Source organism: Pseudonocardia sp. N23 (genome assembly GCF_002583555.1).
Taxonomy (GTDB): Bacteria; Actinomycetota; Actinomycetes; order Mycobacteriales; family Pseudonocardiaceae; genus Pseudonocardia.
The window spans coordinates 22465-43300 of the sequence record NZ_BEGX01000045.1 but is presented as its reverse complement, the minus strand read 5'-3'; the positions used below and the strand labels follow the sequence as shown (position 1 = coordinate 43300).

The 20836-nt window shown below is 73.2% G+C and carries 17 protein-coding genes and 1 tRNA gene; 14 read left to right on the top strand and 4 right to left on the bottom strand.

Annotated features, from left to right (window positions below; genetic code table 11):
• Positions 1-346 precede the first annotated feature (346 nt).
• Positions 347-1204 carry an ABC transporter ATP-binding protein gene (locus TOK_RS12275; RefSeq protein ID WP_305775561.1) on the top strand — a complete coding sequence of 286 codons (858 nt, stop codon included), beginning with the start codon at positions 347-349 and terminating at the stop codon, positions 1202-1204.
• Positions 1191-1904, top strand: a complete 714-nt coding sequence (locus TOK_RS12270; RefSeq protein ID WP_098957968.1) for an ABC transporter ATP-binding protein — start codon at positions 1191-1193, stop codon at positions 1902-1904. The genes TOK_RS12275 and TOK_RS12270 overlap by 14 nt, the downstream gene beginning before the upstream one ends.
• Positions 1905-2011: 107 nt before the next feature.
• On the opposite strand, the gene TOK_RS12265 is transcribed toward TOK_RS12270, so the two are convergent.
• Complete coding sequence (locus TOK_RS12265; protein WP_098957967.1) at positions 2012-2647, bottom strand: ANTAR domain-containing response regulator; 636 nt, start codon at positions 2645-2647, stop codon at positions 2012-2014.
• A 108-nt stretch (positions 2648-2755) separates the two neighbouring features.
• Here TOK_RS12265 and TOK_RS12260 point away from each other — a divergent pair.
• The 5 genes from TOK_RS12260 (at position 2756) to TOK_RS12240 (ending at position 8261) form a co-directional block, all read left to right on the top strand.
• Positions 2756-2832, top strand: a tRNA-Leu gene (locus tag TOK_RS12260).
• Between the two features lie 494 nt (positions 2833-3326).
• Positions 3327-4604 (top strand): right-handed parallel beta-helix repeat-containing protein, encoded by a 1278-nt coding sequence (locus TOK_RS12255; protein WP_098957966.1) that lies wholly within the window; start codon positions 3327-3329, stop codon positions 4602-4604.
• A gap of 178 nt (positions 4605-4782) precedes the next feature.
• Positions 4783-5448 carry a response regulator transcription factor gene (locus TOK_RS12250; protein ID WP_098958034.1) on the top strand — a complete coding sequence of 222 codons (666 nt, stop codon included), beginning with the start codon at positions 4783-4785 and terminating at the stop codon, positions 5446-5448.
• Positions 5449-5482: 34 nt separating this feature from the next.
• Positions 5483-7903, top strand: coding sequence for a hypothetical protein (locus TOK_RS12245; RefSeq protein ID WP_098957965.1), 2421 nt, complete (start codon positions 5483-5485; stop codon positions 7901-7903).
• A complete protein-coding gene (locus TOK_RS12240) occupies positions 7890-8261 on the top strand; it encodes a co-chaperone YbbN (RefSeq protein WP_098957964.1) in 372 nt (123 codons plus the stop codon). Before TOK_RS12245 ends, TOK_RS12240 begins: the two co-directional genes overlap by 14 nt.
• Positions 8262-8274: 13 nt before the next feature.
• Here the strand turns inward: TOK_RS12240 and TOK_RS12235 are convergent, their stop codons facing one another.
• A complete protein-coding gene (locus TOK_RS12235) occupies positions 8275-9075 on the bottom strand; it encodes an IclR family transcriptional regulator (protein WP_098958033.1) in 801 nt (266 codons plus the stop codon).
• A gap of 262 nt (positions 9076-9337) precedes the next feature.
• On the opposite strand from TOK_RS12235, the gene TOK_RS12230 reads away from it, so the two are divergent.
• From TOK_RS12230 to TOK_RS12205, 5 genes are all read left to right on the top strand, one after another.
• On the top strand, positions 9338-9733 hold the full coding sequence (locus tag TOK_RS12230) for a hypothetical protein (RefSeq protein WP_098957963.1): 396 nt from the start codon (positions 9338-9340) through the stop codon (positions 9731-9733).
• 481 nt (positions 9734-10214) lie between these two features.
• Positions 10215-11039, top strand: a complete 825-nt coding sequence (locus TOK_RS12220; protein WP_098957961.1) for a hydroxypyruvate isomerase family protein — start codon at positions 10215-10217, stop codon at positions 11037-11039.
• Positions 11006-11983: a 2-hydroxy-3-oxopropionate reductase gene (locus TOK_RS12215; protein WP_305775559.1), complete on the top strand. Its 978-nt coding sequence runs from the start codon at positions 11006-11008 to the stop codon at positions 11981-11983. The genes TOK_RS12220 and TOK_RS12215 overlap by 34 nt, the downstream gene beginning before the upstream one ends.
• A gap of 28 nt (positions 11984-12011) precedes the next feature.
• Entirely contained in the window at positions 12012-13805 is a 1794-nt protein-coding gene (gene gcl / locus TOK_RS12210; RefSeq protein ID WP_098957959.1) for a glyoxylate carboligase, read from the top strand.
• The gene (locus tag TOK_RS12205; protein WP_098957958.1) at positions 13805-14938 is read left to right on the top strand and encodes a glycerate kinase; all 1134 of its coding nucleotides are present in this window, start codon (positions 13805-13807) and stop codon (positions 14936-14938) included. Before gcl ends, TOK_RS12205 begins: the two co-directional genes overlap by 1 nt.
• Before the next feature lie 105 nt (positions 14939-15043).
• Here the strand turns inward: TOK_RS12205 and TOK_RS12200 are convergent, their stop codons facing one another.
• Both TOK_RS12200 and TOK_RS12195 read right to left on the bottom strand, forming a co-directional pair.
• On the bottom strand, positions 15044-15832 hold the full coding sequence (locus TOK_RS12200) for a GntR family transcriptional regulator (protein ID WP_098957957.1): 789 nt from the start codon (positions 15830-15832) through the stop codon (positions 15044-15046).
• Complete coding sequence (locus TOK_RS12195) at positions 15829-17997, bottom strand: aminodeoxychorismate synthase component I (RefSeq protein WP_098957956.1); 2169 nt, start codon at positions 17995-17997, stop codon at positions 15829-15831. Before TOK_RS12195 ends, TOK_RS12200 begins: the two co-directional genes overlap by 4 nt.
• Before the next feature lie 437 nt (positions 17998-18434).
• On the opposite strand from TOK_RS12195, the gene TOK_RS12190 reads away from it, so the two are divergent.
• Positions 18435-19646: an Ig-like domain-containing protein gene (locus tag TOK_RS12190; RefSeq protein ID WP_253258339.1), complete on the top strand. Its 1212-nt coding sequence runs from the start codon at positions 18435-18437 to the stop codon at positions 19644-19646.
• Positions 19647-19829: 183 nt separating this feature from the next.
• Positions 19830-20768, top strand: coding sequence for a hypothetical protein (locus tag TOK_RS12185; protein ID WP_141566364.1), 939 nt, complete (start codon positions 19830-19832; stop codon positions 20766-20768).
• Positions 20769-20836: the final 68 nt, after the last annotated feature.

Here is a 20836-nt window from a genome sequence, read left to right as displayed (position 1 = left end):
GTCGGCGTCGTCCTCGGCGTCGTCCTCGGCGTCGTCCTCCGGGAACCCCTCTGAGACGTCGGAGCCGGCCGCCGCCGGGGTGGCGGCCGACGCCACGGCCTCCGACACGGCGGCATCCGACGGCACGACAACGTCCGACGGCACGACAACGTCCGACGGCACGACAGCCTCCGGCGGCACGGCCTCCGGCGAGCGCACGGCCGACACGTCCGAGACGGTGACCCTCGACGAGGAGACCCGCGAGCAGGCGGCCCACCGCGCGGACGAGCACGTCGACAACCTCGCCCGCGAAGGCCCCGGCCTGGTGCCCGACGGCGAGGGCAGCATCGTCGAACAGCTCGAGGCCATGACCCCGCAGGAGCTCGCCGAACGCGCGGCCGAGGTCGCCGAGGTCGTCGCGCCCGACCGCGAGATCGCCGTCGAGGTCGGGGACACCCTGCTGAGCATGGAGTCCGTGACCATGCGCTTCGGGGGCCTCGTCGCACTCGACTCGGTGTCCTTCGGCATCAACCGAGGCGAGATCCTCGGGCTCATCGGCCCCAACGGTGCCGGCAAGACGACCTGCTTCAACGCGCTCACCGGCGTCTACCGGCCCACGTCCGGGCAGGTGCTGCTCGAGGGCAAGCCGCTGGGCAGGCGGTCGCGCCACCAGATCACCCGGCTCGGCATCGCCCGCACCTTCCAGAACATCCGGCTGTTCGGCGAGATGACCGCGCTGGAGAACGTCGTCGTCGGCGCCGACGCCCGGCACCGGACGAGCGTCCCCGGCGCACTGCTGCGACTGCCCCGCCACCACCGCGAGGAGCGGGCGGCGATCGACCGGGCCATGGCGCTGCTGGAGTTCGTCGGGATCACCAAGAGAGCGGCCGAGAAGGCGCGCAACCTCCCCTACGGAGACCAGCGCCGGCTGGAGATCGCCCGGGCGCTCGCGACGGAGCCCAAGCTGCTCTGCCTCGACGAGCCGGCCGCGGGGTTCAACCCCGCCGAGAAGGACAACCTCATGGGGTTGATCCGCAAGATCCGCGACGACGGATACACGGTCCTGCTCATCGAGCACGACATGCGGCTGGTCATGGGCGTGACCGACCGGATCGTGGTGCTCGAGTTCGGCCGCAAGATCGCCGAGGGCCTCCCCCACGAGATCCGCGAGAATCCCGCCGTCATCGCCGCCTACCTGGGGGTCCCCGACGATGCCACTGCTTGAGCTCGAGTCCCTGTCCGCCCACTACGGGCGCATCCAGGCACTGCACGACCTCACCCTGCACGTCGACGAGGGCGAGATCGTCACCCTCATCGGGGCCAACGGCGCGGGCAAGACCACGACGATGCGGGTCATCTCGGGGATCCGGCCCGTCTCGTCGGGCACGCTGCGCTTCGACGGCGAGGACATCGGCTCGCTGCGGGCCGACCTGCGGGTCGTGCGGGGCATCTCGCAGAGCCCCGAGGGCCGCGGCGTGTTCCCCGGCATGACGGTGCTGGAGAACCTCGACATGGGCGCCTACAGCCGTAAGGACCGCAAGGACCTAGGGCCCGACCTCGACCGGGTCTTCGAGCTGTTCCCGCGGCTCGCGGAACGCAGGTCCCAGGCGGGAGGCACCCTGTCCGGTGGCGAGCAGCAGATGCTCGCGATCGGCCGGGCCCTGATGGCCAAGCCGCGGCTGCTGCTGCTCGACGAACCGTCGATGGGCCTTGCGCCACAGTTCATCCAGCAGATCTTCCGGATCATCACCGAGATCAACAGCCAGGGCACGACGGTGCTGCTCGTCGAGCAGAACGCCCAGCAGGCACTGCAGCGCGCGCACCGGGCCTACGTCATCGAGACGGGCCGGATCACCAAGTCGGGCACCGGCAAGGAGCTGCTGGCCGACCCGGCGATCAAGGAGGCGTACCTGGGCGTCGCCTGACGCCCGCGCAGGTACCGCCCGCGAGACGACGAACGCCGCCGGGGTCCGAGGACCCCGGCGGCGTTCGTGTCTGTCCGGACCGTACGTCCGGCCGGATCAGGCCCGCGTCACTTGGGCTCGGCGAGCCCGTCGACGATCGCGTCAGCGACCGCCTTCATCGTGGTCCGGCGGTCCATCGCGGTGCGCTGGATCCAGCGGAACGCCTCCGGCTCCGACATGTTCTGCTTGGTCATCAGCAGACCCTTCGCCCGGTCGACGACCTTCCGGGTCTCCAGCCGCTCCGACAGCGTCGCGACCTCGTCCTCGAGGGCACGCTTCTCGGCGAACCGGGACACGGCCAGCTCGATGGCCGGGACCAGCTCGTGGCGGGCGAACGGCTTCACCAGGTACGCCATCGCACCCGCGTCACGGGCCCGCTCGATGAGATCGCGCTGGCTGAACGCCGTGAGCATGACGACGGGGGCGATGCGCTCCTCGACGATCGTGCCCGCCGCCTCGATGCCGTCCTTCTTGGGCATCTTGATGTCCATGATGACGAGATCGGGCTTGAGGTCGCGTGCCATGTCGATCGCGGCCTCGCCGTCTCCGGCCTCGCCCGCGATCTGATAGCCCTCCTCGGAGAGCATCTCGGTGAGGTCGAGGCGGATCAACGCCTCGTCCTCGGCGACGAGAACCCGCCAGCCCGGGGCGGGTCCCGCCGCCTCTGCGGCGTCGTGGCCGTCCTCGGAAACCTGCTGAGCCACCGGGTCACTCCTTCAGCGTGGGGCGATTGCGAAGGGGCAAGGCTATCGGGCTACGCTTCGAGCCCAGCCAACGATCTCCCTTTCGTGTCCGGAGACACGTTGCAACCGGCCCCCGTAGCCCAATCGGCAGAGGCAGCGGACTCAAAATCCGCCCAGTGTGCGTTCGAGTCGCACCGGGGGCACCACCACACCGTTCCGGCGCACATCGTCGGCCTCCCTGCGCCGTCCCGACAGGGACTCCGCACCCCTCGGCGAACTCGACGTCGGACCGGCTCCCCGGTGCTCGGAACCGGCCTCGAGCCGGCTCGCTGGAGAGGGTTGCCGCCGCGACCCGGCACGGCGTCCGACGCCGGCCTGCCTCCGGGACCCCTTCCGTCCCCCGGGAATGCATGCGCCCGGCAGGAACGGGGCGGCTCGTGAGAGCCTCGATCACGCGGCCGTCACGGTGAAAGTGAGCTCGGCAACCGGGCGATGCGCGCGAACCGCGCCCACCTCGGCGAATCAGCCCTGACTTCACCCGTTCGTTGGCCAACCTCAAGGCCTCCCGCAGCCCGCTTAACCCACATGCACCTCACCAGCCCCATTCGTGAGCCGACGCTCTGTAACGCGCCCATCACGCGTTCCGAAGTCACGTTCGCAGTCCCGCTCCCCACGCGACTGACAGCGGATTGAGAGAGACATGACTTCACATCGAGCTACCTCCCCTGCGCGCCCGGCGCGTCGACGATGGACGCCCGCCCGGCGCCGGCAGACGTTCGTCGCCGCCGCCGCGGTCGCCATCGGCGCGGGCTTCGCCATCCACGGCGTCGCCTCCGCGGCACCGCAGACGCTCGGCGTCGGCGCGGCCGGCACCTACAAGACGATCCAGTCGGCGCTCGACGCGGCGAAGGCCGGCGACACCGTCGAGGTGTCCGCGGGCACCTACGCGGAGGCGCTGAGGTTCCCGACCAGCGGCAGCGCGTCGGCCGGGTACATCACGTTGCGCAGCAAGGCGGGTGCCAAGGTCGTCGTCGACGGGAAGAACAGCCTCAAGAGCGGCAACGGTCTCGTCAGCCTCGACGGGCGTTCGTACATCAAGATCGCCGGCCTGACGGTCACGAACTCGCCGACGCATGGCATCTACGGCGCCAAGGCATCGAACATCCAGATCTCCGACACCGAGGTGTCGAACACCCGCAACGGCGGACTGGTCCTCCTCGACGGTGCGAACGCGGTGATCGCCGGCAACAACGTGCACCACACGAACCAGGCCGGAACCGCCGCGTCGAACGAGGCGATGAGCCTCGTCGGCTACGACACCGTCGACATCAAGAACAACCAGGTGCACGACAACGGTGAGGAGGGGATCGACGTCAAGTACGAGACGCGCAACGCCCTCGTGCACGGCAACCGCGTCCACAACAACCGCGGCCCGAACATCTACGCCGACTCCGTCCACGATGTGAAGATCTTCGACAACGTCGTGACCGGCGCGACCAACTCCTCCAAGCCCGGAATCCTCGTGGCCGTCGAGTCGTACTCCCCCACGAAGCGCCTGTCGAACATCGACATCTACAACAACGTGCTGACCGGCAATGCCGGTGGCGGCATCGGGCTGTGGAAGGAGGGCAGCGGCACGATGTCGAACATCCGCATCCTGAACAACGTGGCCTACAACAACAAGCGGGCCGGGATCGTGTTCAGCACCAGCGGGTTCAGCGGGACGAACGTCATCCGCAACAACATCCTGACCGGCAACCCGTCGGCGATCAGTGGTGGAACCGGTGGTTTCACCCTCGACCACAACCTGACGACGGGTGACCCGAAGTTCGTCAACGCCGCGGGCGGGGACTTCCACCTGCAGACCGGCTCCGCTGCGATCGACGCGGGCGTCGCGACGCTGGCCCCGACGACCGACATCGCGGGCGCGGCCCGGCCCGAGGGCAAGGCCGTCGACCTGGGCGTCCACGAGCGTTGACGCCGCGGCGCCGTGCGGGAGAACCTTCCGCCGCAGGCGACCTCGGGGTGGGAATCCCGACCGGCGCGCCGCCGCGACACGCCGCCCGTCGCCGGCCAGGTGCAACCGGGCAGTCGCGGAAGGTCCCGTCCGGCCCCGATCCTCGGTATTTTCGGGTCCGCTCGACGAGGAGGTCGTGGTGGACGGTATCTCCGTGTTCCTGGTCGACGACCACGAGATCGTCCGCCGTGGTGTCGCGCACCTGCTCGAGCGTGAGGACGACGTCACGGTCGTCGGCGAGGCCGCGTCCGCTGCGGAGGCGCTGGCCCGGATGCCCGCGGCGCGCCCCGACGTCGCGATCCTCGACGTCCGGCTCCCCGACGGCGAGGGCATCAGCGTCTGCCGCGACATCCGGTCGCTGCTCGACCCGCCCCCTGCCTGCCTGATGCTGACCTCGTACAGCGACGACCAGGCACTGTTCGGTGCGGTCGTCGCGGGCGCGGCCGGGTACCTGCTCAAGGATGTCGCGGGGGCCGGGCTGGTCGACGCGGTGCGGACGGCCGCCGCGGGCGGCAGCCTGATCGACCCGGAGACCGCGGCGCGCGCGCTCGAGCGGCTGCGCACGCCGGCCGATCCGCGCTACGAGTCGTTGTCACCGCAGGAGCGCCGCATCCTCGACCTCGTCGCGCTGGGCCTGACCAACCGTCAGATCGGCGACGAGCTGTTCCTCGCGGAGAAGACCGTCAAGAACTACGTGTCGTCGTTGCTGCACAAGCTCGGCTTCGCCCGGCGCACCGAGGCGGCCGTGTACGCGGCGGGGCGCCGGCGGACGGGGCACCATCACCCGCCGGGCGACGGACGTTAGATCGGCCCAGCCCGGCATGGGATCGTCGTCTGCCATGGGCGAGGGTCACGTCGAGCTGCGGGTGCACGGGGTGGCCGGGACGCCGCCCGCGGTGATGCTGCAGCTGGTCCCGCCCGTCCGGGTCGACCGGCCGGAGGAGACGGGCACCGACGCCGACGGCGCGATCTCGGAGTGGCGGCGCCCGCCCGAGCGGCCGGAGCTGCGGGCGTGGTCGTGGGGCTCGTTGACGTCCGGCCGCTGGTACCAGGCGTTCTACGTGGTGCTGCTGCCGTTCATGCTGGCCAACCTGGCGGGCTGGGCGCTGCTCGCCGGGCCCGACGCCCCCGGCTCCCCCGACGTGCCCGCCCGGCGCGGGCCGCGGGTGCGGCTCGCGGTGCTGCTGGTGCGGGTCGGCGGTCTGCTCGTGACAGTGGTGTTCGTGTTGTGGGCGCAGCTGATCGTCGCCGATCTGGGCGCATACCAGTGGCTGGTGCGCCGGCTCGGGGCACCGGTCTGGGTGGTCGGCGCCGGGTTCCTGGCCGCGACGGGCGTGCTGCTGGTCGTGGTGTTCCTCAGCCGGATCCGGCAGCGGCCGGCGCAGCGCCGTGTCGATCCCTGGTCGGTGTGGACGGACCCGGCGGGCCGGGTGTCGCTGCACCACGACCAGCAGCCGATGTGGGACAGCCCCGGTGTCAACGTGGCGCTGCGCCGGCTGCACCTCGGGGCGGCGCTGGGCGTCCTCGGGCTCGTCGGGTGCTGGCCGGGTGCCGCGCGCGGCGGGGTCTGGGAGCTCCTGGGCCGGGTCGGGTTCTGGGTGGCGGTCGCGGGGCTGGGCGTCGTCGCCGTCCTGCTGTGCCTGGTGAGCCTCGCCGACGGCGCGCCGCGCGACCCGGTGGGTGCGGGGCCTGTCCGCGGTCGTGGGCTCCCGCCCGCGGCGCTGGTCCGGCACGGGACGTGGCCGTTGCCGGTGCTCGCCGTGGCGGCAGCGGTCGCGGCGTCGGCCGGGATCACGCCTGCCTGGGTGGTGGCGACGCCGTTCCTGCCCGCGATACGCGGCTCGGCATTGTGGCTGACGGTGGCGTTGCTCGTCGTGGCGGTCGCGATGGCGGTGGTGGGTGGTCCGGGGCGGCGCCGCGACGGCCGGGCCCGCCACGCCGACCTGCGCCGGGCCAATGCGCCGGCGATCCTGCTGATCGCGGCGGCGACCGGTGCGGCGCTGGGTGCGGGGCTGGCCGAGCAGGTGGCGCGGCTGGTCGGCGGCGGGCTCGTCGTGGGCGAGGCGGTCGGTTGGATGGCGGCGGCGTTCACGACGATCCTCACCGCGACGCTGGTCGTCGTCGCGTTCGCCTGGCTGGCCCTGCGGTTCGTCGCGGTGGGCAGGCGCAGGACGCTGCCCGCGCCGGTGGCGTTGCGCGCCTTGACGATCCGTGCGTCCTGGCTGACCGCGTTGCTCGCGGTCCTGGGGGCGGCGGTCGCGGGCACCGGGGTGGTGGTCGCGCTGGTGCGGGGCGACCTGCCGTCGCTCGCGTCGATCCCGCCGGTGGTGTCGACGAGCGTCGTCGTGGCCCTCGTGGCGCTGGTGCTCGCCGGGGTCGTGGCCGCTGGCCGGCACCGCCGGCTGGGCGCGGCCGGCTGGGTGGGCGTCGCGTTGTCGGTCGCCGGGGTGGCCGTGCTGGTCGTCGTGGCATTGCGGGCGGGCTGGTCGGTGCAGGTACTGGGAGTGCCGGTGCCGCCGCGCACCTTCGCCGACCTGGCGCTCTCGCTGGCGGTGCTGCTGCCGACCCTGCTGCTCCTGCGCCGCATGCACGCCGCCGTCCGCAGCGTCTCGGTGCGCCGGGGCATCGGGGTGCTGTGGGACGTCGGCACGTTCTGGCCGAGGTGGTTCCATCCGCTCGCTCCGCCGACGTACTCCGACCGGGCCGTGACGGGGCTGGCGGCGCGGATCGCCGCCGGGGCGGGGCCGGGCCCGGCCGGGGCGGGGGCGCCGCTGGTCGTCGCTGCCCACAGCCAGGGGTCGGTCGTCGCCGGCACGGCCCTGTTGCTGGCGCCCGCGCCGCTGGGTCCCGTCGCGCTGTTCACCTTCGGGTCGCCGTGGCAGCACCTGTACGGCGAGTTCTTCCCCGCCTGGTTCGACGCGGCCGCAACGACGGCGCTGGACCGCCGCCTCGAGGGCCGCTGGCGGAACATGTGGCGCGACACCGACCCCGTCGGTGGTCCGGTCGACGACCTGATCGACGAGCCGGGCACGCAGCTCGGTGCGGACCCGGGCGTCGACCCGGGTGTCGATCTCGCTCCGCTGGCGGACCCGTACGACCGCGTGCACGGGGGCTACTGGCTGGAACCGCAGTACGACGCCGCGGTCGCGCGCCTGGTGCGTGCGGTGCGCCGCGACGAGGCGGCGCGGGTCACCCGGGAGGAGGAGAGCCGGGAACAGAACGCTCGGTCTGGCCGTTGTGCCCCCCATGGCGACAGTTGAACTGACCACCGACAACTTCGACGAGGTCGTCGGCTCGGGCGGCACCGTATTCGTCGACTTCTGGGCGGCATGGTGCGGACCCTGCCGCCAGTTCGGGCCGGTCTTCGAGGAGGCCTCCGAGAAGTACGACGACATCACCTTCGCGAAGGTCGACACCGAGGCGCAGGTCGAGCTCGCGCAGGCCTTCGGCATCTCCTCGATCCCGACCGTGATGGCCGTGCGTGACGGCCTGGTGATCTACGCCGAGCCCGGTGCGCTGCCGGCGCCCGCGTTCGACGAGCTCATCGGCAAGGTGCGCGAGGTCGACATGGACAAGGTCCGTGAGGCCGTCGCCGCGCAGCAGGCCGACCAGGCCTGACCGGCAGCCGGCGTCAGCCGACCTTGGCCGTGCCGGGACCGGACTCGTCCAGCTCCCCCGCAACACCCTCGGCGGCGCGACGCAGGAGCGGCACTGCGCGGTGGATCAGGGCGTCGGTCATCCGCGGAGAGGGTCCCGAGATGGAGAACGCGGCCCGGGGCGTCCGGCCGGGGACGGCGACCGCGACGCAGCGGACGCCGATCTCCTGCTCCTCGTTGTCGACGGCGTAGCCCATCTCCTTGACCCGCGCGAGCTCGGTGTGGAAGCCGTCGAGCGTGACGATCGTGTGGCCGGTCTGCGGTGTCATGACGGAGCCGCGGACGATCACGTCCGCCTGCTCGCGCGGCATCAGCGCGAGCATCGCCTTGCCGACAGCCGTGCAGTGCACCTGCGCACGCCTGCCGACCTCGGTGAACATCCGCATCGAGTGCACGCCCGGGACCTGGGCGGTGTAGACGACGTGGTCACCGTCGAGCATCGCGAGGTTGGCGCTCTCGCCGATCTCGTCGACCAGGTCGCGCAGGTGGGGCATGGCCCAGGTGCCGAGCAGCCGCGAGGCGTGCTCGCCGAGCCGCATCAGCCGGGGGCCGAGCGCGTACTCGCGGGACGGCTGCTGACGCACGTAGCCGAGGTCGACGAGGGTGCGGACGAGGCGGTGGATCGTCGGGAGCGGGAGCCCGAGGCGGGCGGCGAGCTGCGAGAGCCCGGCCGTACCGCCGAGGTCGCTCATCGCCTCGAGCAGCTCGAAGGTGCGCTCGACGGACTGCACCCGGCCACTGCTGCGCTCCGCGCCCGGTTCGGCCTGTCCCGCCATCTCGTACCCCACCCGTCCTCGCGCTGCCACCGTCGTCACGCCCGGCCGGAAGCGCGATTCGTCTTCCGCCATCCGGAACAATACCGATCCCGCTCGACCGGGGTCAGCACCCCTGACCGGCGCGCCGAGCGGGTGAGCCGTCAGCGGCTCTCACGATCCGGAACATCACCTCTGCCATACAGAAGTTTGTCGATCTTCTCTCCGCTCCGCCACTCCCCCACCACCCGATCACCCCGCCGAGAGGAGACCGGCGCCTCGGCACATCCACGGACCTCATGTCGATGACCAGGAGCGCGTGCCCACGCCCCCGGCGCTCGCCCTCGTCGCCGGGCTGCAGCGGCGCTTCGGCGCCCGGCGCGACACGCTGCTCGCCGACCGGGAGGCACGCCGCGACGAGATCAGCCGCGCCGGCCGCCTCGACCTCCTCGACACGACCGCGGACGTCCGAGCGGTCCGGTGGCACGTCGCCGGAGCTCCCGCCGACCAGCGCGACCGCCGCGTCGAGTTCGTGGGACCGACCGACGCCGGGTCGACGATGGAGGCCCTGACCTCCGGCGCGCGGGCGGGGCTCGCCGACCCGGAGGACGCGAGCACGCCGCACTGGCGCAACGTGGTCGGCGGCCAGGTCGCGCTGCACGACGCGATCCGCCGCACCTGACCGACGACACGGGCCGCACGCTGCCCGCCGCGGCGCCGCTCCCGGCGATCATCGTCCGCGTCCGCGGCTGACACCTCGACGAACGCCACCTCGTCGTCGACGGTGCGCCCGCCGCCGCGGCACTCGTCGAACCTCGGGCTGGTGAGCGGGGCAGGGTTGCACGACAGCGTCTGCCTGTCGCTGCGCCATCACGAGGCGTGGCTGCGGGGCGAGGGCGCGATCGTGGTCGGCGGACTGCTGCGCGAGGTCTCCCTCCGCGACGAGCTGCCGGAGTTCCCGACCCTCCCCGGGCTCGCGCTGATCGACCGACGACGCCGATGCGATACACATCACATGTGCGGTGTGCAGCCTCCCGGTCCCGCTGCGCACCCCACCTGTTCTCGCAGGTCGCAGGTTTGACACCGCCGACGCCCCCGCCCTACAGTTCTCACTGAACAGAATTTGACTTCCGCGATACGGAAAATAGGAGGTCCGGCGGACCATGGCCTTCCCCGCGATGCGCTACCTGCCCAACTGCTCGCTGCTGTTCGCCGAGCTCCCGCTCCTCGAGCGGCCCGCCGCCGCCAAGGCGGCCGGCTTCGACGCGGTCGAGTTCTGGTGGCCCTTCGCCGAGCCCGCTCCGGCCGACGCCGAGGTCGACGCGTTCGTCACCGCGATCACCGACGCCGGTGTCGCCCTCGTCGGCCTGAACTTCTTCGGCGGCAACCTGGCCGGACCGGACGCCGGCGTGCTGTCCATCCCGTCCCGCTCGGGCGAGTGGCGCGACAACGTCGCCGTCGCGGCGTCGATCGCCGAGCGGCTGAACGTGCGCGGCCTCAATGCGCTCTACGGAGTCCGCGTCGACGACGCGACCCCGGCCGAGCAGGACGAGCTCGCGATCGAGAACCTCGTGTTGGCCGCGAAGGCCGTCGAGGCCGCAGGCTCGACCGTGCTGATCGAGCCGCTCAGCGGTCCCAAGCCCTACCCGCTGCGCACCACGGCCGACGCCGTGGGCGTCGTCGACGAGGTACGGGCCGCCGGCGTCACCAACGTCGGCTTCCTCTTCGACCTGTTCCACCTGGCCGGCAACGGCGACGACCTCGACGCCGCGATCACCGCCCACTCCGGCGACATCGCGCACGTCCAGATCGCCGACGTACCCGGCCGCGGCGAGCCCGGCTCCGGCGACCTGGACCTGGCGAGCCGGCTGCAAGCCCTGCAGGACAAGGGCTACGACGGCTGGGTCTCGCTCGAGTACAAGCCCTCGACCGGTGACACCGCCGCGAGTCTCGAATGGCTGCCACGCTCGCAGCGCGGCGCCGCCTGACCACCCGAACACCCGCAACACACCGGAGCACAACGAACATGAGCACGAAGACCACCGTCGCGTTCATCGGCCTCGGCATCATGGGCAAGCCGATGTCGATCAACCTCGTCAAGGCCGGCTTCGACGTCGTCGGCTACAACCTCACCCCCGAGCCGATCGAGGCGCTCGTCGCCGCCGGTGGCCGGGGCGCGGGCAGCGTCGCCGAGGCCGTCAAGGGCGCCGACGTCATCGCCGTCATGGTCCCCGACTCCCCTGACGTCGAAGAGGTCCTGACCGGCGCGGACGGCGTGTTCGACAACGCCGCCGAGGGCGCCATCGTCATCGACTTCTCGACGATCCTGCCCGACGTCTCCCGCCGGCTCGCCGGTGTCGGCGCCGAGCGCGGCCTGCGCGTCCTGGACGCCCCGGTCTCCGGTGGCGAGGCCGGCGCGGTCGAGGGCGTGCTGTCGATCATGGTCGGCGGCGAGCCCGAGGTGTTCGAGGCGGCGCAGCCCGTGCTCGACGCCGTCGGTGAGACCGTCGTGCTGGTCGGCCCCGCGGGCTCGGGCCAGACCGTCAAGGCCGCGAACCAGCTGATCGTCGCGGGAAACATCGAGCTGCTCGCCGAGGCGATCGTCTTCCTCGAGGCGCACGGCGTCGACACCGAGGCGGGCGTGAAGGTCCTCGGCGGCGGCCTCGCCGGCAGCACCGTGCTGCAGCGCAAGGCGGCCAACATGCTGGGCCGCGACTTCACCCCGGGCTTCCGGATCGCGCTGCACCACAAGGACATGAAGATCGTGACCGACGCCGCGCGCGCCGCGGGCGTCGTCATCCCCCTCGGGTCGCACGTCGCCCAGCTGGTCGCGTCGCTGCACGCCCAGGGCCACGGCGGTCTCGACCACTCGGCGCTGTTCAAGACCGTCGAGGAACTCTCCGGCCGCGCCGGCGAGTCCACCACCTCCTGATCACCGACCTCACGAGAGGACACCCGACATGTCTCGTATGAGGACGGTCGACGCCGCGGTCGCGATTCTGCGCCGCGAAGGAATCACCAACCTGTTCGGTCTGCCCGGTGCGGCGATCAACCCCTTCTACTCGGCCGTGCGTGCCGACGGGGAGCTGCGCCACACCCTGGCCCGCCACGTCGAGGGTGCGGCCCACATGGCCGAGGGCTACACCCGCGCCGCCGCCGGCAACATCGGCGTCTGCGTCGGCACCTCGGGCCCCGCGGGCACCGACATGATCACCGGCCTGTACTCCGCGGCCGCGGACTCGATCCCGATCCTGTGCATCACCGGCCAGGCGCCGGTGGCGAAGCTGCACAAGGAGGACTTCCAGGCCGTCGACATCGCGTCGATCGCCAAGCCGCTGAGCAAGATGGCGGTCACGGTCCTCGAGCCGGCGCAGGTTCCCGGTGTGTTCGCCCAGGCGTTCCACCTGATGCGCTCGGGCCGTCCCGGACCGGTCCTGATCGACCTGCCGATCGACGTCCAGCTCGCCGAGATCGAGTTCGACATCGACACCTACGAGCCGCTGCCGGTCTACAAGCCCGCCGCGACCCGCGCGCAGGTCGGGAAGGCCCTCGACATGCTCTTCGCCGCGGAGCGCCCGGTGCTCGTCGCGGGCGGCGGCATCATCAACGCCGACGCCTCCGACCTGCTCGTCGAGTTCGCCGAGCTGACCGGGACCCCGGTCGTCCCGACGCTCATGGGCTGGGGAACCATCCCCGACGACCACCCGCTGATGGCGGGTATGGCCGGTATCCAGACCTCGCACCGCTACGGCAACGCGACCATGCTCGCCTCGGACTTCGTGCTCGGGATCGGCAACCGGTGGGCCAACCGCCACACCGGTGACCTCGACACCTACACCGCGGGCCGCACATTCGTCCACGTCGACATCGAGCCGACCCAGATCGGGCGCGTCTTCGCCCCCGACCTCGGCATCACCTCCGACGCCAAGGCCGCGCTGGAGCTGTTCGTCGAGGTCGCGCGCGAGCGGGCCGCGGCGACCGGGCTGCCGGACCGCTCCGCGTGGGCGCACGAGTGCGCCGACCGCAAGTCCACGATGCTGCGCAAGACCCACTACGACCAGGTCCCGATCAAGCCGCACCGGGTCTACGAGGAGATGAACCGGGCGTTCGGGCCGGACACCCGCTACGTCACCACGATCGGCCTGTCGCAGATCGCCGCGGCGCAGCTGCTGCACGTCTACAAGCCACGCAACTGGATCAACGCCGGCCAGGCAGGCCCGCTGGGCTGGACCGTCCCGGCCGCGCTGGGCGTCGTCGCCGCCGACCCGACGCAGAACGTCGTCGGCATCTCCGGTGACTACGACTTCCAGTTCATGATCGAGGAGCTGGCGGTCGGCGCGCAGTTCAACCTGCCCTACGTCCAGGTGCTGGTGAACAACGCCTACCTGGGTCTGATCCGGCAGGCGCAGCGCAACTTCGACATGGACTTCAACGTCCAGCTGTCGTTCGACAACATCAACGCCGACGACGACGCCCTGCCCGGCCTCAAGGGCTACGGCGTCGACCACGTCAAGGTCGCCGAGGGCCTGGGCTGCAAGGCGATCCGTGTGTTCGAGCCGGACGGCATCGAGCCCGCCCTGATCGAGGCCCGCCGGATGGCCGACGAGCACAAGGTCCCGGTCATCGTCGAGATCGTGCTGGAGCGCGTCACCAACATCGCGATGGGCAGCGCGCTGGACAACATGACCGAGTTCGAGGGCGTCACGTCCGACACCGCCGAGGCGCCGACGACCGTCGTCACCCGGGCGCTCTGATGCGTGTCGTCGTCGCCCCGGACAAGTTCAAGGGCTCCCTGACCGCCGTCGAGGTGGCAGGGCACGTCCGGGCAGGTCTGCGTGCGGTCGCTCCGGCGACCGACGTCGTCGCCCTGCCCGTGGCCGACGGCGGCGACGGCACCGTGGACGTGGCTCTCGCCGCGGGGTTCGAGGTCGTGCCCGTCACGGCGTCGGGCCCCACGGGAGAGCCCGTCCGCACCCGCTGGGCCCGTCGTGACGATCTCGCGATCGTCGAGATGGCCACCGTCTGCGGCCTGATGCGGCTGCCCGACGGGATCCCCGACCCGTTGTGCGCCAGCAGCATCGGCCTCGGTGAGGCCGTCGGCGCGGCGCTGGCGGCAGGCTGCACCCGGATCGTCCTGGCGATCGGTGGCAGCGCGAGTACCGACGGCGGCGCCGGGATGCTCGCGGCACTCGGCGCCGTCGTCCGCGACGCCGACGGCAGGCCGCTGCGCCTCGGCGGCGCCGCACTGGCCGCGGCGGCGTCGCTGGACCTGAGCGGGCTCGACCCCCGGCTCGCGGACGTCGAGATCGTCGTGGCGTGCGACGTGGACAACCCGTTGTGCGGGCCGAACGGGGCCGCCGCGGTGTACGGGCCGCAGAAGGGCGCGACCCGCGCCGACGTCGAGACCCTCGACGCGGCCCTCGGCCACTGGGCCGATCTCGTGGCCGGGGCGACCGGTGAGGACCACCGCGACGACGCCGGGGCGGGCGCCGCGGGCGGCGTCTCGTTCGCGGCGGGTGCCGTGTTCGGCGCGACCCTGCGGCCGGGCATCGACATCGTGCTCGACCTGCTGCGGTTCAGCGAGCAGCTCGCGGGCGCCGATCTCGTCGTCACCGGGGAGGGCGCGCTCGACGAGCAGACCCTCGCCGGCAAGGCCCCCGCCGGGGTCGCGGCCGCCGCCCGCGCGGCCGGGGTCCCCGTCGTGGCCGTCACCGGGCACACCACGCTGTCCCCGGAGCGGCTGCAGACCGCCGGGATCGACCGGGCCTACGCCCTGACCGATCTCGAACCCGACGTCGACCGCTGCATCGCGGCGGCCGGTCCGCTCCTGGAGGAGCTGTCACGCGGCCTGGCCGCCGACCGGGTCACCGGTGTCACCACCGGGTGACGTCGACGCTACCCGGGCACCCGGGTCGCCCGGTGCTGTCCGGTTGCGGCCCGGCCGCGGCGGTGTGCGCGGGTTGCGGCAGGCCCCGGTCGCGGCGGCCGGGGCTCAGGCCGGGTCGTCGACCGGGCCGAAGCGGTAGCCGCTGCGCGCGGAGAACTGTGCGGTCACGGCGAACCGGTCACCCCTGACCAGCGTGTGCCGCCACTCGACGGCGCGCAGCCCCACCCTGCCGAGGCGCTCGATCGAGAACCCGGCGACGCCCGTCGGGATGCCGAGCAGCTCGCGCTCCGACGCCACCGGCACCACCGCCCGGATGTGCTCCTCACCGCCCGAGAGCCGCACCCCGCAGCGCTCGGCGTACTCGTCGTAGAGGGCGGTGTGGGTGAAGTCGACGTCGAGCAGCGGCGCGGCGAGCGACTCCGGCAGCCACACCCGGTCCACCGCCAGCGGTGACGTCCCGGCCAGCCGCAGCCGCTCCAGGTAGACCAGCGGCGTCGACTCCTCCAGCCCCATCCGGGCCGCGACCACGCCGTCGGCCCGCACGTCGAGGGTGCGCACGACGCTGCGCTGGCGCAGGCCCGTCGACTCCACCGACGCGAACAGGCTGTAGAGCGCACCGAGGGGCTGCTCGATCTCGACGGGATCGGCCAGCCGCGGGGCCCGCCCGCGCGCCGCGACCACGGTGCCCTCGTCACGCAGCCGGCGCAGCGCCTCCCGGACGGTGTGGCGGCTGACGCCGTACTCGGCGACGAGCCCGAGCTCGCCGGGGAAGGCGGCCACGAACGCGCCGTCGCGCAGCCGCCTGCGCAGGTCGGCCAGCAGCTGCGACCACAGTGGCTCGGCGAGGGTGCGGTCCAGCGGGGCCGCGGCGAGCTCGTCGGTCGCGCCGTTCATGCCGTACCTCTCCCGTGGCCCGGTCTCTCCGCGCCCGTCCGGGAGAACGCTACCTGCGCTGTCGCCGCGGCGGGTCCGCCCCCGCGGTGGGCGGGCCCCGCGGTGATCGCGTCGGCCAGCGCGGTGACCAGCGGCGCGGGCCCGTCCCAGTCGGCGGCACCCGAGACGGTGCGGACCCACTGCACTCCTCGGACCGCGTTGCACAGCAGCATCGCGTCGGCTCCGGCGAGCTCGTCGAGCCGGACCGGGACCGGGTCGTAGGGCACGCGCATGGTGTCCAGCGCGTCGAGCACGGCCTGCCGGGCGGTTCCGGGCAGCAGCCGGCCGTCGAGCGGCGGGGTCGCCACCCGGCCGTCGCGGACGACCGCCACGCAGGACCGCGTCGTCTCCAGCACGTGGCCGTCCGTGGTGACCAGCAGCGGGACCGTGCCGTCCGGGACCGATGCCTCGAGCGCGTCGAGCCAGGCACGGTCGGCGAACTTGTGGGGCAGGCCCTCGACACCGCGCACCGGGGTGAGCAGGACGCCGGGCTGGTCGGCGGGTGGCACGGGCGCGTCGCAGGGGGTCGCGACGGCACGCACCTCGCCGGGCCGGTCGGGGCGGGCGTCGACACGCACCCGCAGGTGGGCCACCGTCCCCCCGTCGGCACCGGTGCCGGTGCCGACGGCGGCCCTGACGGCCGCGGCGACGTCGGCGCGCAGCGGGATGCCGTAGAGCTCCCAGAAGGAACGGTGCAACCGGCGCAGGTGGTCGGCGAGGCGGCGCGGCTCCCCGTCGACGACGAGCAGCGTCTCGAAGACGCCCAGTGCCGGGTCGGCGACCCCGCCGCCGGGCGGCCCGGGATCGGCACCCGCCGAGGCCGGCAGCGTCGCGCCGAGGACCCGCAGCAGCGGTGCGGCCTTGGTCAGGCACTCCCGCCACTCCTCCGCGGGCGAGGAGTCGACGGTGACGCCGCCGCCCACCCCGAGGTGCGTGCGGCCGTCGGGCAGGACCTCCAGGGTCCGGATCGTCACGGCCAGCTCCAGCCCGGCCAGCGGGCCCGCGAAACCCATCGCCCCGGTGAACAGCCCGCGCGTCACCGGTTCGCGGTCCTCGATGATCTCGACGGCCCGGATCTTCGGCGCGCCGGTGACGGACCCGGGAGGGAACGCCGCCGCGAGCAGTGCGGCGTCGCCCGTCCCGGCCGCGATCTCACCACGGACCTCCGACACGAGATGCCACACGCCCGGGTGCGGCTCGACGGCGAGCAGCCGCGGCACCGTGACGGTGCCGGTGGCACAGACCCGCGACAGGTCGTTGCGCATGAGGTCGACGATCATGACGTTCTCGGCGGCGTCCTTGGCCGACGCGGCCAGCGCCGCGCGTTCGCGCTCGTCGGCGGAGGAGCCGGTGCGGGGCCGGGTGCCCTTGATCGGCTCGGTGCGCACGGTCGTGCCGTCGCGGTGCAGGAAGACCTCGGGGCCGGCGCCGACAGCGGTGCAGCGCGGGTCGGCGACGAAACCCGCCCTGGCCGGGCCGAGGGTCTCCCCCAGGCGTGCCCAGGCCTCGGCGGGGGATCCGTGCAGCCGCAGGTCGAGCCGGGTCGCGATGTTGGCCTGGTAGATCTCGCCGCGGCGGATGGCCTGGACGCAGTGCTCGACGGCGGCGACGTGCGCGTCCCGCCCGGGCACGCCGACGACCTCGAGCCGCGCCCGCTGCGGTGCGGCGGGCCGGGACAGGTCGCCGACGAGCCCGGCGCAGCGCACGTCGGTGGCGGCGAGGTCGTCGGAACCGTCGAGCAGCGCCTCGTACCACCAGCGCCGGCCGTCGTGGCGGAGCACGTCGCGGTACCAGGCGAGCGACCACGCCGGGACCTCGGACGCGGGTGCGGCACCCGCCCGGAAGGCGAGGTAGCCGAACCAGCCCCCGCCGACCGCGCCGCGAGCCCTGGCGTCCGGGTCGGCGTCGACGGCGGGCACGTCGCCCATGAGCGCGAACGGGTCCGCGTCGGGCGCGGGCTCCGGGCCGGCCGGGTCGCACGTCACCAGCGCTCCTCGCGACCAGCTGCCCGACCACGCCGTGACCCGGGTGCGGTGCGCCAGCCGGCGCACGGCGTCGAAGACGGTGAGGCCGTCGAGGGCGGCGGGAAGGGGGCGGGTGTGCAGCCGCAGGACCGGGTCTCCCACCTGCGTCCTCCGCTCGTGGCCTGCCGGACGGCCCCGGACGGGCGACCGGGCGCGGCCCGGCTGCTCGCCGAACGGGTCGCCGTCGGCCGCGCCCGTCCATTCTCCACCGCCGGTCCGGTGACCCGGCAGGGCAGGGGGCGGTGTCGCCCGTCCACGAACGGAGCACCGTCCACCCGGTCGGGTGGACCCCGAATGCGGCGGTAACGCCGCTTCGGGGACAGATCGATACGACCATCGGGGTGATCTCCGGAACGCTGCCGAAACGCAACCCGAACAGGGCGTTTCCCGGCGGCCGGTTTGGGATCATCGCGGGCGGACCGCCCGGGTCGACGGTCGCGGCGACGACGTGTGCCGCGACTCGACCGGGCGAGCGGGGACGACGAGGGGGATCGGCCGTGGCCGAGCGTGCACGAACTACCGGTGGCAGGACAGCCACCGTGACACCGCGCCAGGCGCTGCGGGGCAACGGGCGGTGGCCGGCCGCGCTCATCGCCGCGCTCGTCGCGATGGTGCTCGTCAGCGGCTGCGCGACGGCCGCCGCACGCGCGACGCACGAGCAGAAGCAGGCGCAGCAGACCGCGCCCGTCGTGCCCGCCTCGGTGACTCCCGCAGACGGGACCGACGGCGTCGGCCCGCGTACCGACGTCACGGCCGACGGGGGCTCCGGCACGCTGCGCGACGTCGCACTGACCAACGCGAAGGGCGTCGCCGTCGCGGGCACGCTGTCCGACGACGCCAAGCGGTGGACGCCGACCGAGCCGCTCGGCTACGGCGGCACGTACACGTGGTCGGGCACCGCGGTCGCCGCGGACGGCACCACCACTCCCCTCGCGGGCTCGTTCACGACGGTCACCCCGAAGCGCACCGTGAAGGCCACCACCAACATCGGCGACGGCGCGACCGTCGGCGTCGCCGCCCCCATCGAGGTGCAGTTCAACCGCGACCTCGACCAGACCGCGAAGGCGGCCGTCGAGAAGTCGCTGAAGGTGACGACGTCGACGCCGGTCGAGGGCGCGTGGGCCTGGCTGCCCGACGACCAGCAGGGCTCGCGGGCGCACTGGCGTCCCAAGGAGTACTGGCCCGCAGGCACGCGGGTGACGATGACGGCGGCGGTCTATGGCGTCGACATGGGCTCCGCAGGCTACGGCGCGGCCGACCTGAGCAGCGAGTTCACCATCGGCCGCAGCCAGGTCGTCAAGGCCGACGTCACCAGCCACCGGATCGTCGTGATCCGCGACGGGCAGCAGGTCCTCGACCTGCCCGCCTCCTACGGCCTGGAGACCGACCCGAACCGCGTCACCCGCAGCGGCACCCACATCGTCATGGGCAAGGCCGAGACGGTGCTGATGACCAACCTCGCCTACGGCTACCAGAACCTGCCGGAGAAGTGGGCCGTCCGGATCTCCAACAACGGTGAGTTCATCCACGCCAACCCGGCCTCGGTCGGCGCGCAGGGCAACCGCAACGTCACCCACGGCTGCATCAACCTGTCGCTGAAGAACGCCAAGACCTACTTCGACACGGCGATGTTCGGCGACCCGGTCGAGGTCACGGGCAGCAGCGTCACGCTCTCGGCGGCCGACGGTGACGTCTACGACTGGGCGGTCGACTGGAGTGCCTGGCAGTCGATGTCGGCCCTGTCGAGCTGACCTGTCGACCTGTCGAGCTGATCTGTCGAACTGACCCGGCGAGCACCCACCCGCGGCCCCACCGAGTTCGACACACGACTGGTTCCATCATGATCCGGAGCAGTCCCCTGTCGAGCTCGACGGGCGGGGAGCGGCGTCCGATCCCGGCGAACCACCCGTATCAGCCCGGCGGCGGTGGCGCCTGTGCGGCATGACATGTTCTCCGGTGTGCTGGCGCTCGACACATCGGCGGTACGGCTGGTCTCGCCGTGGTTCGTCGGCGGGGTGGCGGTGCTCGCGGCCGTGTCGTGCGTCGTCGTCGTCCTCGGATGGCGGCGGTGGCGGCATCCCCGGGCCGGGCGCACCGCCTCGGTGCTCGCCGCGACGGCGCTCGTCGTGCTCACGCCCGCGTCCGTGGCCAACAGCGCCGGCAGCTTCTACCCGACCCTCGCCGCGCTGCTCGGGACGTCGGCACCCGCGGTGAGCGCGGCAGGCGCCCGGGCCGACGACACCGGGCCGGGGACCGTCCGCACCGTGGCGGGGCCGCACGGACCGCTGCCGGTGTACCTGCCCGCGGCGGCGGGCGCGCCGGGTGCCGACGGTGTCGTGTTCCCCGTCGTCGAGTGGCTCGGCCCCCTCGCCGCAGATGATCCGCTCGTCGACGCGCTCGACCGGGCGATCACCGAGCACCGCTCGCCGCCCGTCGTGGTCGTCGCCACCGGCCCCGTGGGTGCCGACGAGGCCGCTGCCCTGCGCGACTGGGCCGTGGGCTCGGCCTCGGGTCTTCCGGTGCGGCGCGACCGCGCCGGGTGGGCGATCGCCGGTCCGATCGGGCACACCGGCTGCCCCCTGTCGATCGCGCTGGGCCGCCCGACCGACTGGGCCGCCGCCGCGGGCGCGCCGTGCGGGCTCACCGCCCCCGCGGGCCCGGACGCACCACCCGCGCTGCTGGCCGTGACCGCCGGGGCCGCGACCCCCGCCGACGCCGCGTCGCTGGTCTCCCCCGCACAGCTGACGGGCTACGTACTCCGGGACGGGGCGGACGCGCCCGGCGCGGTCATCGGCTGGCTCGGTTCCCGGCTGACCGGACCCGCCCGCGCCCCCACGAACGACCGGGCAGGAGCTGACCGTGTCCCGTCCTGACGCGGCCCGCTCCGACGCTGCCCGTCGTGAGGGCCCCGGCAGCACCCGGACCCGCGGCGACGACGACC

Excerpts from the sequence above, each read along its gene's own strand:
- TOK_RS12275 (WP_305775561.1), top strand. The coding sequence starts at position 347 with ATGACCCCGCAGGAGCTCGCCGAACGCGCGGCCGAGGTCGCCGAGGTC.
- TOK_RS12270 (WP_098957968.1), top strand. The coding sequence starts at position 1,191 with ATGCCACTGCTTGAGCTCGAGTCCCTGTCCGCCCACTACGGGCGCATC.
- TOK_RS12255 (WP_098957966.1), top strand. The coding sequence starts at position 3,327 with ATGACTTCACATCGAGCTACCTCCCCTGCGCGCCCGGCGCGTCGACGA.
- TOK_RS12245 (WP_098957965.1), top strand. The coding sequence starts at position 5,483 with ATGGGCGAGGGTCACGTCGAGCTGCGGGTGCACGGGGTGGCCGGGACG.
- TOK_RS12240 (WP_098957964.1), top strand. The coding sequence starts at position 7,890 with ATGGCGACAGTTGAACTGACCACCGACAACTTCGACGAGGTCGTCGGC.
- TOK_RS12235 (WP_098958033.1), bottom strand. The coding sequence starts at position 9,075 with ATGGCGGGACAGGCCGAACCGGGCGCGGAGCGCAGCAGTGGCCGGGTG.
- TOK_RS12220 (WP_098957961.1), top strand. The coding sequence starts at position 10,215 with ATGGCCTTCCCCGCGATGCGCTACCTGCCCAACTGCTCGCTGCTGTTC.
- TOK_RS12215 (WP_305775559.1), top strand. The coding sequence starts at position 11,006 with ATGGCTGCCACGCTCGCAGCGCGGCGCCGCCTGACCACCCGAACACCC.
- gcl (WP_098957959.1), top strand. The coding sequence starts at position 12,012 with ATGTCTCGTATGAGGACGGTCGACGCCGCGGTCGCGATTCTGCGCCGC.
- TOK_RS12205 (WP_098957958.1), top strand. The coding sequence starts at position 13,805 with ATGCGTGTCGTCGTCGCCCCGGACAAGTTCAAGGGCTCCCTGACCGCC.
- TOK_RS12200 (WP_098957957.1), bottom strand. The coding sequence starts at position 15,832 with ATGAACGGCGCGACCGACGAGCTCGCCGCGGCCCCGCTGGACCGCACC.